The following is an 11,682-nucleotide window of genomic DNA, read 5'->3' as shown; positions in this document are numbered from 1 at the left end:
GGTCCAGCAGGGGGCGATCACCGGGTTCACCGCCCGGGTCGAGCCCGCCGCCCTCGGGTGGACCACCGAGGCTTACGTCGAACTGTTCTGCCGGGGCAAGACCTCGCCCGCCGAGATCGGGCTGGCCGTCTCACGGCACCCCGAAGTGGTCTCCGCCTGCACCGTCACGGGCGAGGCCGACGCGCTGCTGCACATCCGGGCGACCGACGTCCGGCACGTCGAGCAGGTCATCGAGCGGATCGCCGCCGAGCCGTTCGTCACCAGGACCAAAAGCGCGATCGTGCTCACCCGTCTGATCACCTGAGCAACAAATCACCGCAGACCGCCCCAAGAACGCAAGAGACCGCGTTAAGGACGCAATGTCGCCGCATTGGAGCCCAGGTCGGCTGTTCCTAGTCTGAGAGCAGTTGCCCCAGCTCACCGCCGGAGACGTGCGTGAACACACCCGCTTACGAGACGACGACCACCACCCGCGAGCGGGTGGCCACCACGCGTCATTTCCTTATGTGCCGTCCGGAATTCTTCGCCGTCACGTACGCGATCAACCCGTGGATGGACCCGGCCGCCGGGGCCAGCGCCGAGAAGGCCCTGGAGCAGTGGGACGCCCTCAAGGCGGCCTACGAGTCGCTGGGCCACCGGGTGAGCGTGATCGACCCGGTCGAGGGGCTGCCCGACATGGTGTTCGCCGCCAACGGCGCCCTGGTGGTCGACGCCCACGTCTACGGCGCGAAGTTCGCCCACCCCGAGCGGGCCGACGAGGGCCCCGCCTACGCCAAGTGGTTCGCCGAGCTCGGCCTGCCGGTCAAGGACGCCAACTTCACCAACGAGGGCGAGGGCGACTTCCTCACCCTCGACGAGGTGATCCTGGCGGGCACCGGCTTCCGGACCGACGTCGCCGCCCACATGGAGGCGCAGGAGTTCCTCGGCCGCCCGGTGATCACGCTGCGGCTGGTCGACCCGCGTTTCTACCACCTCGACACCGCGCTGTTCCCGCTCGACGGCCGCAACGTGGCCTACTACCCGGGCGCCTTCTCCGACGGCAGCCTGCGGGTGCTGCGGCGGATGTTCCCCGACGCGATCATCGCCTCGGAGGAGGACGCGCTCGTGCTGGGGCTGAACGCCGTCTCCGACGGCAAGAATGTGATCGTCAACGCCGAGGCCGTGAAGCTCAGCGCCGAGCTGGAGCGCAACGGCTACTCGGTCGTCCCGGTCGACCTGTCGGAACTGCGCAAGGCCGGCGGCGGCCCCAAGTGCTGCACCCTGGAGATCCGCCTTTGAACACGCGAGACATGATCGAGCTGGCCGAGAGCCGGAGCGCGCACAACTACCACCCGCTGCCCGTGGTGATCGCCTCCGGCGAGGGCGCCTGGGTCACCGACGTCGAGGGGAAGCGTTACCTCGACTGCCTGGCCGGCTACTCGTCGCTGAACTTCGGCCACGGCAACCCCGTGATCCTGGCGGCGGCCCACGCCCAGCTCGACCGGGTCACCCTGACCAGCCGCGCCTTCTTCAACGACCGGTTCGGCGCGTTCGCGTCGGGGCTGGCGGAGTTGTGCGGCAAGGACATGATCCTGCCGATGAACACCGGCGCCGAGGCCGTCGAGACGGCGATCAAGGTCGCCCGCAAGTGGGGCCACGACGTGAAGGGGATCACCGACCCCAACATCGTCGTGATGGAGGACAACTTCCACGGCCGCACCACCACGATCGTCAGCTTCTCCACCGACCCCGACGCGCACGACGGCTTCGGCCCCTACACGCCCGGGTTCCGGATCGTGAAGTACGGCTCCGCCGAGGCGATCGCCGACGCGATCGACGCGAACACCGTGGCCGTGCTGCTGGAGCCGATCCAGGGCGAGGCCGGGGTGCTGGTCCCGCCCGACGGCTACCTCCGCCAGGTCAGGGAGCTGTGCACCGAGCGCGGCGTGCTGATGATCGCCGACGAGATCCAGTCGGGCCTCGGCCGCACCGGCGACACCTTCGCCTGCGACCACGAGAACGTGGTCCCGGACATGTACGTCCTGGGCAAGGCGCTCGGCGGCGGCGTGGTCCCGGTCTCGGCCGTGGCCGCCGACGCCGACGTGCTGGGCGTGATCAAGCCCGGCCAGCACGGGTCGACGTTCGGCGGCAACCCGCTGGCCTGCGCCGTCGGCGAGACCGTGGTCAACCTGCTGAAGTCGGGCGAATACCAGGCCCGCGCCCGCGCGCTCGAACCGGTGCTGTTCGACGGCCTGCGGGCGCTGCCCGGGGTGACCGCCGTCCGCGGCCGGGGCCTGTGGGCGGGGGTCGACGTCGACCCGTCGCTGGCCACCGGCCGGCAGGTGTGCGAGCGCCTGATGGCGCGCGGCGTGCTGGCCAAGGACACCCACGGGAGCACGATCAGGCTGGCCCCGCCCCTGGTGGTCGAGGCCCGCGAGATCGAGTGGGCGCTGGCTCAGCTGGAGGCCGTCCTTAAGGAATAGGAGTGAGCTCCACCCGGGAGACCTCCTTGAGCTTCGGTGGGTCGTCGAGGACGGTCGGCGTCTCCCACCGGACCACGTGCGTGCCGTTCTCGTGAGTGAGGGTGGCCAGCGCGTTGGGAAACCAGGGGCCGTCGGTGATACGCCATTTCACCGGCGGCTTCGGTAGTTTCGCGGTCTTGGCGATCAGCCCGCCGAGCACCGTGGCCACCCCGAACTGGGCGATCACGTTGGCCAGGCGCAGGGTGCGGCTGAGCGGGTTGCGGATCGGCGAGCAGACCAGCTGGTAGATCGGCAGCCCCTTGACCCGCGCGACGTAGGAGTAGTGCACGTCGCCCGACATCAGCATGACGGTGGTGCCCGAGGCGGCCAGCATCGTCAGCAGCCGGTCGAAGGAGCGCCGGAAGGCCGCCCAGTGTTCCAGGTCGACGGCCTGCCGGGCCTTCTCCATCCAGCGGGCCACCGTCTTGCCCCAGGCGCCGTCGGCCAGCGCCTCGTTCCAGGCCTCGATGTAGTGGATGCCGGCCGGGAGCAGGATCGGCACCGAGGAGCCGATCAGCACCCGCTCGGGCGGGTCGGCCAGCACCTTCTCCAGCCACGCCCACTCGGTCGCGTCGAGCATCGACCGCTCGCGGGGCTCCAGATGGCGGGCGCACCGCGAGTCGAGCATGATCAGCCGGGTGTCGCCGAAGTCGCGCGCGTAGCTCCACCGGCTGGTCGTCGGGTCGGCGTCGGCCTGCTGGGCGAAGGCGTCGAGCACCGCCGCGCCGTCGCCGTCGCCGGCCCTGATCTTCGAGTAGACCTCGTCGGCGGCCCGTTCGGCCGGCGACAGGTTGCCCAGGTGCTGGTAGACCCAGTAGGCCCCCAGCCCCGCCACGACCCGCCTCGGCCACCACGGGACCTTGGCCATCGCGGCCCGCCAGTCCTTGCTGGTGTTCCAGTCGTCGCGCAGGTCGTGGTCGTCGAAGATCATGGTCGTCGGCACCGTCGACAACAACCACCGGATCTCCGGGTCGTTCCACGCCTGGCGGTAGAGCTCGGCGTACTCCTCGAAGTCGGCGATCTCGCCGATGGGCTCCTGGTCGCCGCGGCGGGCCTTTATGTAGTCGAGCATCTCCCGGGACGGCTCGTCGGCGTACACCTGGTCGCCGAGCATGATGAGCAGGTCGGGAAGCTCGTCGTGGACGGTCAGGGCGTGCCCGAAGGCGAACAGGGTGTCCACGCCGTGGGTGATGGTGTGGGCCGTGTCGTGGGGGACGCTGGTCCGGCACGAGCCGAAGACCACCTTGTCGAGCCGGTCGACCGGGCGGATGACGCTGGGGTCCATCGTGTCCAGCGGCCACACCGCCTCGTCGCCGAGGTGGATCTGGTAGGGGACGGGTTCGGTCACGGGGACGTCCACGATCGCGTAGTGGTGTCCGTGCACCGTGAAGGTGCGCTCTGTCGACTGTTCGGCGCCCGCAGTGACGGTGACCGTGCAAGGGTCGCTGGTCTCCACCCAGATGGACGCGGTCGTCGCGTCGACGTGGCGGAGGAGGGGGCCGATCACTAGTTGTGCCACTCTCCTAGTGATACCGCCTATCTCGGGATGGATGCCACCAGGGCCTCGTCGATCGGTGTCGGCGTGGTGCCGAAGGTCTTCTCGAAGTCGCTCGAGTCGAGCAGGAACGGCGCCTCGAACTGGTAGAGGGTCTCCCGCAGCTCCTTCATCTTCGGCGAGCCCCACCCCATGGCGTGGAAGACCGCCCGGGGCACCCGCACGATGCGCGGCCTGCGGGCCCCGGCCAGCGCGGCCGACCGTTCGGCGACCTCGCGGAAGGTCAGCGCCGGCGAGGTCGGCACGTGCCAGGGCCGTCCCCAGGCGCGTTCGTCGCGACCGGCGATCACCAGGGCGCGGGCGACGTCGGGCAGGTAGGTCCAGGCGTGCGGGACGTCGGGGTCGCTCAGCACGACCACCGGCCGGCCCTCGGCGGCGGGGCGGATGACCTGCGTGGTCAGGTAGGCCTCGCCGGTCGAGCCGGGGCCGAAGTAGTCGGAGCCGCGGATCTCGGTGGTCCGGATCCCGGCGGCCAGCGCCTGCTCCCACATCCGCGCCCGCACCCGCCCCTTGACGTGGGTGGCGGCCAAGGGGAGGTCTTCGGTCATGGGGCCGGAGACGGGGCCGTAGGCGTAGAGGTTGCCGAGCATGACCAGCACGGCGCCGGTCTCCCGGGCGGCGCGCACCATCGCGGCGTGCATGGGCGGCCAGTCGGTGGGCCAGCGGTGGTAGGGCGGGTTGACGCAGTTGTAGATCGCGTCGGCCCCCTCGCAGGCCCGCAGCAGCGCGTCGGCGTCGGCCGCGCTGGCGGCGACCTTCACGGCCCCCGGCGCGCCCGACCCCGAACGGGAGACCTGGACGACCTGGTGCCCTTCGGCCAGCAGCAGTTCGGCGAGCTGACCGCCGACCTGGCCGGCCCCGATGACGACGTGTCTCATTTCTCGGCCTCTTTCTTGATCGCCTGGAGGAAACGTTCATGTCCGGCGCGCAGTTTGGCGGCCGGGTAGAGCAGCCCGGCCAGCGGCCCGGCGAGGGTCTCGGAGACGGTGAGGCGGGTGCGCCCGCCGGGCAGCGGCTCGACGGTGTTGCGGTCGAGCGCCCGGTAGAGGCCGAGCGCGACCCCGGTCCAGCTGAGCTCGCGGCCCTCGGTCACGACGGCGAACCGGGAGCTGATCCGCACCCCGCCCAGCCGCCACCGGAAACGCTCGCCCGGCGCGACCTCGCCCAGGTTGAGCACCTGGTGTTCGGGCCACCAGCGCCGCCAGCCCCGCAGGTCGGACAGCAGCGCCCAGACCTCGGCGGACGGGGCGCCGATCTCGGTCGAGGAGGTGTTCCGCACGGTGTGCAGCTCGTTCATGAGAGCAATGCTCTCTCTTAAGAGCACCGCTCGTCAAGAGCACTGCTCTCTTTTCTGTACGCCGCTCTGTTAAGCTCCGGAGATGAGCGCAGCCAAGACCGCGCGGGAGCGCGTCAGGGCCGAGATGGTCCGCGAGATCACCGACATCGCCCGCACCCACCTGGCGCGCGACGGCGCGGCCGGGTTGTCGCTGCGGGCGGTCGCCCGGGAGATGGGCATGGCGTCATCGGCCATCCATCGCTACTTCGCGACCAAGGACGACCTGCTCACCGCCCTGATCCTCGACGGCTACAACGCCCTGGGCGACGCCGCCGAGGCCTCGCAGCAGGGCCAGGACCCCACCGGCCGCTGGCTCGCGCTCTGCCACGCCGTCCGCGACTTCGCGCTCGCCCGCCCCCACGAGTACGCCCTGCTCTACGGCTCCCCCGTGCCCGGCTACCAGGCCCCCCGCGACACCGTCGCGCCCGCCATGCGCACGACCCTCGTCTACGGCCGGATCATCGCCGACGCCAGGCCGGTCTCCCCGGTCGCGGCGACTCCGCCGGCCGCGATCGGGCCCGACCTCGACGCGCTGCGCAGCGTGATGCCCGGCGTCGCCGACGAGGTCGTCATCCCGGCGGTCACCGCCTGGACGGCCCTGTTCGGCGCCGTCAGCTTCGAATTGTTCGGCCAGTTCGGCGACACGATCACCCATCGGCGCGAGATCTTCGACGCGGGCATGCGCTCCCTCGCGAGGTACCTCGGTTTGTAACACCCCGTTCACGACCAGTGACAAAACCGGTGCGATAGTGGACACCAGGCTCCGCGAAAAAACGGCGACATGCCCGTAAAACAGGACATCGCCGTGATCGAACTTCACCACAATGGTGGACATCACCCGTCAATGGCGACGGGTGATCGATCCGAGAGGCACCACCGCTATGACCGTCACGGAAATCCCGACAGCGCCGTCGGCCCCGCTGGCCTCCGCCCAGCACCACCTCGCCGAGGCCGCCCGTTTCCTCGCCCTCGACGAGGGCCTGCACCAGCTGCTCGCCACGCCCCGCCGATCACTGACCGTCTCGGTCCCGGTCCGCCGCGAAGACGGCCGGATCGACGTGATCGAGGGCTACCGCGTGCAGCACAACCTGTCGCGCGGCCCGGCCAAGGGCGGCGTGCGGTTCCATCCCGCCACCGACCTCGACGAGGTCACCGCCCTGGCCATGGGCCTGACCTGGAAATGCGCCCTGACCGGGCTGCCCTACGGCGGCGCGAAGGGCGGCGTGGCCGTCGACCCGGCCGGGCTGACCGAGCGCGAGCTCGACCGGCTGACCCGCCGCTACACCCACGAGATCCAGCCGCTGGCGGGCCGCGACGTCCCGCTCGCCCCCGTTCGGACCGACCTGGCCGAGGCCGTGGCGCTCGGCGTCCGGGTGCTGCTCGGGCCGGGACGGGGCCGGACGGTCGCCGTGCACGGCACGGGCGCGGTCGCGGCCATGGTGACCGCCAAGCTGGCCGAGGCCGGGTTCACGCCGGTCGGCGGCGGGCTCGGCGCCGACGCCGACGTGCTCGTGCTGACCGAGGGCACGGTCACCGCCCACAACGCGACCGAGGTCCGGGCCCCGCTGGTCGTGGAGGCCGCCAACGGCCCGGTCACCCCGGCGGCCGACCAGATCCTGGCCGGGCGGGGCTGCGTGGTCGTGCCCGACCTGCTCGCCAACGCGGGCGGCGCGATCGCCTCCCACAGCGAATGGGCGGTCGGCGACCTCGACTCCCGGGTGCGCGAGCACCTGGAACCCGCCTACCGGCAGGTCACGGCGTTGTCGCGGGACAGGGGCCTGACCCTGCGCCAGGCCGCCCACGTGATCGCCGTCGGCAGGGTCGCCGACGCCTGCACGTCGCGGAGCTGCTGACCGGCCCTACCGGCCGACCTCGTCGAGGATGCGCTCGCACAGGCGGTGCGTCTCCAGCGCGTCGCCCGCGTCGAGCAGCCTGCCCTCGCCGACCGCTTCGAGGAAGGCGAGGCAGGCCCCGCGGAAGCCGCGCTGGGTGCCGACGGGCACCCAGTCGGGACGCCGCCGGCGCACCTCGCCGTCTTCGGTGAAGGCGACCTCCTCGCCGAGGTCGAGCACCTTGTGCTTCTCCCCCCGGCCGACGACCTCGCAGGTCTCCTCGGTCTGGCCGCTCACCCGCGACATGATCCCGAGGGCGGTGAACCCGTCGCCCGACAGTTCGAGCACCAGGTGCTCCAGCAGGCCGCCGGTCGTGCGGAACCGCACCGACGTCGTGGTCACCTCGCCGGGGGCCAGGAAGCGCAGGGTGTCGGCGACGTGGATGAAGTCGTCGTAGACCATCGTGCGCGGGTCCTCCGGCCGGGTGTGCCGGTTCTTCTGCAAAATGACCAGATCGCGTGGCAGGTCCCGCAGGGCGGTGAGGCCGGGGGCGTACCGGCGGTTGAAGCCGACCATGAGCGGCACCCCGCGCTCCCGCGCCAGCGCCACGAGCCGCTCCGACTCCTCCAGCCGGTAGGCGAGCGGCTTGTCGACGAAGACCGGCACCCCCGCCTCCAGCAGCTCGGTCACGATCGCCGGATGGGCCGAGGTCGCGGCGTGCACGAACGCCGCGTCGGCTCCCCCGGCGACGGCCTCGGCCACCGACGTGTGCCGCCGGGTCACCCGGTAGGCGTCGCCCAGCTCGCGCAGCGTCGCCGGGTCGCGGGTGCAGAACACCAGCTCGGCCCCGTCGATGGCGCTGAGCACCGGCAGGTACGCCTTCCGGGCGATGTCGCCCAGACCGATCATCGCGATCTTCATGGCCCGAAGGTTACCCGCCGGAAACCGGCGGGCCACATGGGGGCAATGTGGCAAGTGTTCACTTCCCGCCATGAGCTCCCACGCCGTGGTGATCATCGGGGGCGGGCTGGAAGGCCTGTCGATCGCCGCCGCGCTGACCTCCCGAGGGCAGCGCGACGTGCTGGTCGTGGAGCGCCGGACCACCGGCTCCGGCGGCACCGCCAAGTCGAGCGGGCTGGTCCGCTGCCACTACGACCGCGCCACCCTGACCGCGATGGCGTGGGAGGGCACCCGCTTCTTCGAACGCCACCCCGGCCTCGGTTTCCAGCAGACGGGCCACGTGGTCGGCGTCGGCGAGGAGTCGGCCGCCGCGCTGCGCGCCAACGTGGCCCGCCGCCAGGACCTCGGCATCGACGTCGCCATGGTCACCCACGACGACGTCGCGGCCCTGTGGCCGGGCCTGCAGACCAAGGACTTCGCCGCCTTCGCCTTCGAACCCCGCGGCGGCCACGGCGACCCGGTCGCCGCCTGCCGCCACTTCGCCGGGGCGGCCCAGCGCGGCGGCGCCCGCATCCTGGAACACACCAGGGTCGCCGCCCTCCTGGGCGACTCCTCCGCCATCGCGGGTGTACGCCTGGCCGACGGCCGCGTGGTCGGCGCGCGCACCGTGATCGTCGCCGCCGGCGCCTGGACCGCCGACCTCGTCGCGCCCCTGGGCGTGACCCTGCCCATCGGCGCGATGCGCGAGCCCATCGTGATCGCCTCGCCCGGCGCTCCCGTCGGCCCGGTCCCGGCCTTCACCGACCTGGTCGGCATGCAGTACGTCCGCCACGAGAACCACGGCCGCCTGCTCATCGGCAGCCACACCGGGGCCGGGCTCACCACCCCCGACGGCTACCTGAACAAGGCCACCGACGTGGAACTCGAACGCGCGGCCGCCCGCTTCACCACCCGCTTCCCGGCCTTCCCCGACGTCGTCTTCGCCCAGTCGTACGCCGCCTGCTACGACATCACCCCCGACCTGGCCCCGCTGCTCGGCCCGGTCGGCCCCGCCGGGCTGTTCGTGGCCGCCGGCTTCAGCGGGCACGGCTTCGCCATCTCCCCGGCGGTCGGCCGCATGTGCGCCGAAATGGTGCTCGGCCTGGAAAGCCCCCCGGCGGACCTGGCCCCGACGCGCTTCACCGCATGAGGCCCACATTCGAACCGCGCCGCCTGAGCTCGTGACGCCTGAGCTCGTGACGGCGGCTCGCTGACGCGGCCGGTCGGCGCCGGATGCGGCGCGGAGCGGCTACGGCGGGCGGGGCCGGGGTGGGCGGAGCCGTAACGGAAAAAGAAAGGCGCGGGACCTGAGCGGTCCCGCGCCTTCGAGCTGTTAGCGGTTCGCCCGGTTGACGGCGGAGATGATCGCCTTCAGGGAGGCGGTCGTGGTGTTGGCGTCGATGCCGACGCCCCACAGGACGCGGCCGTCGATCTCGGTCTCGACGTAGGAGGCGGCCTTGGCGTCGGCGCCGCCGCTCATGGCGTGCTCGGTGTAGTCGAGCACCCGCACGTCGATGCCCAGCGAGCCCAGCGCGTCGCAGAACGCCGAGATGGGGCCGTTGCCGGTGCCGTGGATCTCGCGGATCTGGCCTTCGACGCGGACGTCGGCGCTGATGGCGTCCTTGTCGTCGACGGCCGAGGTGGTGCGGTGGGCCAGCAGGCCGATGCGGCCCCACGGGTTGACCGGGTTCGGCAGGTATTCGTCGGTGAACGCCTCCCACATCTGGGCCGGGGTCACCTCGCCGCCCTGCTCGTCGGTGCGGGCCTGGACCGCGCGGGAGAACTCGATCTGCAGCCGCCGGGGCAGGTCGAGCTGGTGGTCGGCCTTCATGATGTAGGCCACGCCGCCCTTGCCCGACTGGCTGTTGACCCGGATGACGGCCTCGTAGGTGCGGCCGATGTCTTTCGGGTCGATCGGCAGGTAGGGCACCGCCCAGGCGAACTCGTCGACCGGCACCCCGGCCGCCGCGGCGTCGCGCTCCAGGTGCTCGAAGCCCTTCTTGATCGCGTCTTGGTGGGAGCCGGAGAACGCGGTGTAGACCAGCTCGCCGCCCCACGGGTGACGCGGGTGGACGGGCAGCTGGTTGCAGTATTCGACGACCCGGCGCACCTCGTCGATGTCGGAGATGTCGACCTCGGGGTCGATGCCCTGGGAGAACAGGTTCATCCCCAGGGTGACCAGGCAGACGTTGCCGGTGCGCTCGCCGTTGCCGAACAGGCAGCCCTCGATCCGGTCGGCCCCGGCCATGTAGCCCAGCTCGGCGGCGGCCACGGCGGTGCCGCGGTCGTTGTGGGGGTGCAGCGACAGGACGATCGAGTCGCGGTAGCGCAGGTTGCGGTGCATCCACTCGATCGAGTCGGCGTAGACGTTGGGGGTGGCCATCTCGACCGTGGCCGGCAGGTTGATGATCACCTTGCGGTCGGGGGTCGGCTGCCAGACGTCGTTGACGGCGTCGCAGACCTCGACGGCGTATTCGAGCTCGGTGCCCGTGTAGGACTCGGGCGAGTACTCGAAGTAGATCTCGGTCTCGCCCGCCATGTCGTCGGCCAGCTTCTTGCACAGCTTGGCGCCCTCGACCGCGATGGCGGTGATGCCCTCCTTGTCCAGCCCGAACACCACGCGGCGCTGCAGGGTGGAGGTGGAGTTGTAGAGGTGGACAATGGCCTGCTTGGCCCCGCGCAGCGACTCGTAGGTGCGCTCGATCAGCTCGGGCCGCGCCTGGGTCAGCACCTGGATCACCACGTCGTCGGGGATGCGCCCCTCTTCGATGATCTTGCGGACGAAGTCGTAGTCGGTCTGGGACGCGGCCGGGAACCCGACCTCGATCTCCTTGTAGCCCATCTGCACCAGCAGCTCGAACATCTTCAGCTTGCGGGTGGAGTCCATCGGGTCGATCAGGGCCTGGTTGCCGTCGCGCAGGTCGACCGCGCACCAGCGGGGGGCCTGCTCGATCACCTTCGACGGCCAGGTGCGGTCGGCCAGGGCGACGGGGGTGAAGGGCTGATAGCGCCGGAAGGGCATGGGGCTGGGCTGTTGCCGGGGGTACATTTCGAGGGCTCCTCGTAGGTGGTCACATCACAGGACGTGGCCGACGCGCATGACTCGCACCGCGACGAGGGAGCCGGCCTGTTACAGGCCCTCGACGCGGCGGCTAAGGAGGAGCAGCCCGCGCAGCATAGGTTCGAGGCTACCAGAGCCCCCGGAGTGGCCTTCCCGAGACGACCAATAGAGTGGGGATCATGCAGGACAACGAGATTCTCGGCCGCATCGGCGACCTCATCGACGAGGAGCACCAGCTCCGCGCCCGCATCTCCGCCGGACAGGCCTCCGCCGAGGAGCGCGGCCGCATCAAGAACCTGGAAGAGTCCCTCGACCAGTGCTGGGACCTGCTCCGCCAGCGGCGGGCCCGGCGCGGCGTCGGCGAGAACCCCGACGGCGCGGTGGCCCGCCCGGTCTCCGAGGTCGAGGGTTACCAGCAGTAAATCGGTGGCCCCGGCAGGGGCCGCGGGGGTGGACTG

12 protein-coding genes are annotated in these 11,682 nt (G+C 71.3%); 7 read left to right on the top strand and 5 right to left on the bottom strand.

Annotated elements, in window-relative coordinates; all coding sequences use genetic code 11:
• From AW274_RS35405 to rocD, 3 genes are all read left to right on the top strand, one after another.
• A partial coding sequence (locus AW274_RS35405; protein WP_232320643.1) for an Lrp/AsnC family transcriptional regulator occupies positions 1-304 on the top strand: 304 nt, incomplete at its 5' end.
• A 200-nt stretch (positions 305-504) separates the two neighbouring features.
• Entirely contained in the window at positions 505-1,278 is a 774-nt protein-coding gene (gene ddaH, locus AW274_RS35400; protein WP_062442453.1) for a dimethylargininase, read from the top strand.
• Positions 1,279-1,289: 11 nt separating this feature from the next.
• The gene (gene rocD / locus AW274_RS35395; protein WP_062442450.1) at positions 1,290-2,462 is read left to right on the top strand and encodes an ornithine--oxo-acid transaminase; all 1,173 of its coding nucleotides are present in this window, start codon (positions 1,290-1,292) and stop codon (positions 2,460-2,462) included.
• Here rocD and AW274_RS35390 read toward each other — a convergent pair.
• Genes AW274_RS35390 through AW274_RS35380 form a run of 3 tightly spaced genes read right to left on the bottom strand, consistent with a single transcriptional unit; the run spans position 2,452 to position 5,353 of the window.
• Positions 2,452-4,020 (bottom strand): alkaline phosphatase D family protein, encoded by a 1,569-nt coding sequence (locus AW274_RS35390; protein WP_062442445.1) that lies wholly within the window; start codon positions 4,018-4,020, stop codon positions 2,452-2,454. The genes rocD and AW274_RS35390 overlap by 11 nt on opposite strands.
• A gap of 17 nt (positions 4,021-4,037) precedes the next feature.
• Positions 4,038-4,934: an NAD-dependent epimerase/dehydratase family protein gene (locus tag AW274_RS35385; RefSeq protein WP_062442440.1), complete on the bottom strand. Its 897-nt coding sequence runs from the start codon at positions 4,932-4,934 to the stop codon at positions 4,038-4,040.
• A complete protein-coding gene (locus AW274_RS35380; protein WP_062442437.1) occupies positions 4,931-5,353 on the bottom strand; it encodes an SRPBCC domain-containing protein in 423 nt (140 codons plus the stop codon). Before AW274_RS35380 ends, AW274_RS35385 begins: the two co-directional genes overlap by 4 nt.
• Before the next feature lie 82 nt (positions 5,354-5,435).
• On the opposite strand from AW274_RS35380, the gene AW274_RS35375 reads away from it, so the two are divergent.
• Complete coding sequence (locus AW274_RS35375) at positions 5,436-6,104, top strand: TetR/AcrR family transcriptional regulator (RefSeq protein ID WP_062442434.1); 669 nt, start codon at positions 5,436-5,438, stop codon at positions 6,102-6,104.
• 169 nt (positions 6,105-6,273) lie between these two features.
• Positions 6,274-7,245, top strand: a complete 972-nt coding sequence (locus AW274_RS35370; RefSeq protein ID WP_062442431.1) for a Glu/Leu/Phe/Val family dehydrogenase — start codon at positions 6,274-6,276, stop codon at positions 7,243-7,245.
• Positions 7,246-7,251: 6 nt separating this feature from the next.
• On the opposite strand, the gene AW274_RS35365 is transcribed toward AW274_RS35370, so the two are convergent.
• Positions 7,252-8,145 (bottom strand): Gfo/Idh/MocA family protein, encoded by an 894-nt coding sequence (locus AW274_RS35365; protein ID WP_062442426.1) that lies wholly within the window; start codon positions 8,143-8,145, stop codon positions 7,252-7,254.
• Between the two features lie 70 nt (positions 8,146-8,215).
• Between AW274_RS35365 and AW274_RS35360 the strand changes: the two genes are divergently transcribed.
• On the top strand, positions 8,216-9,313 hold the full coding sequence (locus AW274_RS35360; protein ID WP_063813864.1) for an NAD(P)/FAD-dependent oxidoreductase: 1,098 nt from the start codon (positions 8,216-8,218) through the stop codon (positions 9,311-9,313).
• Positions 9,314-9,496: 183 nt separating this feature from the next.
• On the opposite strand, the gene leuA is transcribed toward AW274_RS35360, so the two are convergent.
• A complete protein-coding gene (gene leuA, locus AW274_RS35355; RefSeq protein ID WP_062442417.1) occupies positions 9,497-11,212 on the bottom strand; it encodes a 2-isopropylmalate synthase in 1,716 nt (571 codons plus the stop codon).
• A 191-nt stretch (positions 11,213-11,403) separates the two neighbouring features.
• Here leuA and AW274_RS35350 point away from each other — a divergent pair, with 191 nt between their 5' ends.
• The gene (locus AW274_RS35350) at positions 11,404-11,646 is read left to right on the top strand and encodes a DUF2630 family protein (protein ID WP_062442852.1); all 243 of its coding nucleotides are present in this window, start codon (positions 11,404-11,406) and stop codon (positions 11,644-11,646) included.
• Positions 11,647-11,682: the final 36 nt, after the last annotated feature.

The organism is Herbidospora daliensis (genome assembly GCF_001570585.1).
In the GTDB taxonomy this organism is placed as follows: Bacteria; Actinomycetota; Actinomycetes; order Streptosporangiales; family Streptosporangiaceae; genus Herbidospora; species Herbidospora daliensis.
This window is presented reverse-complemented; position numbering and strand designations above follow the sequence as displayed.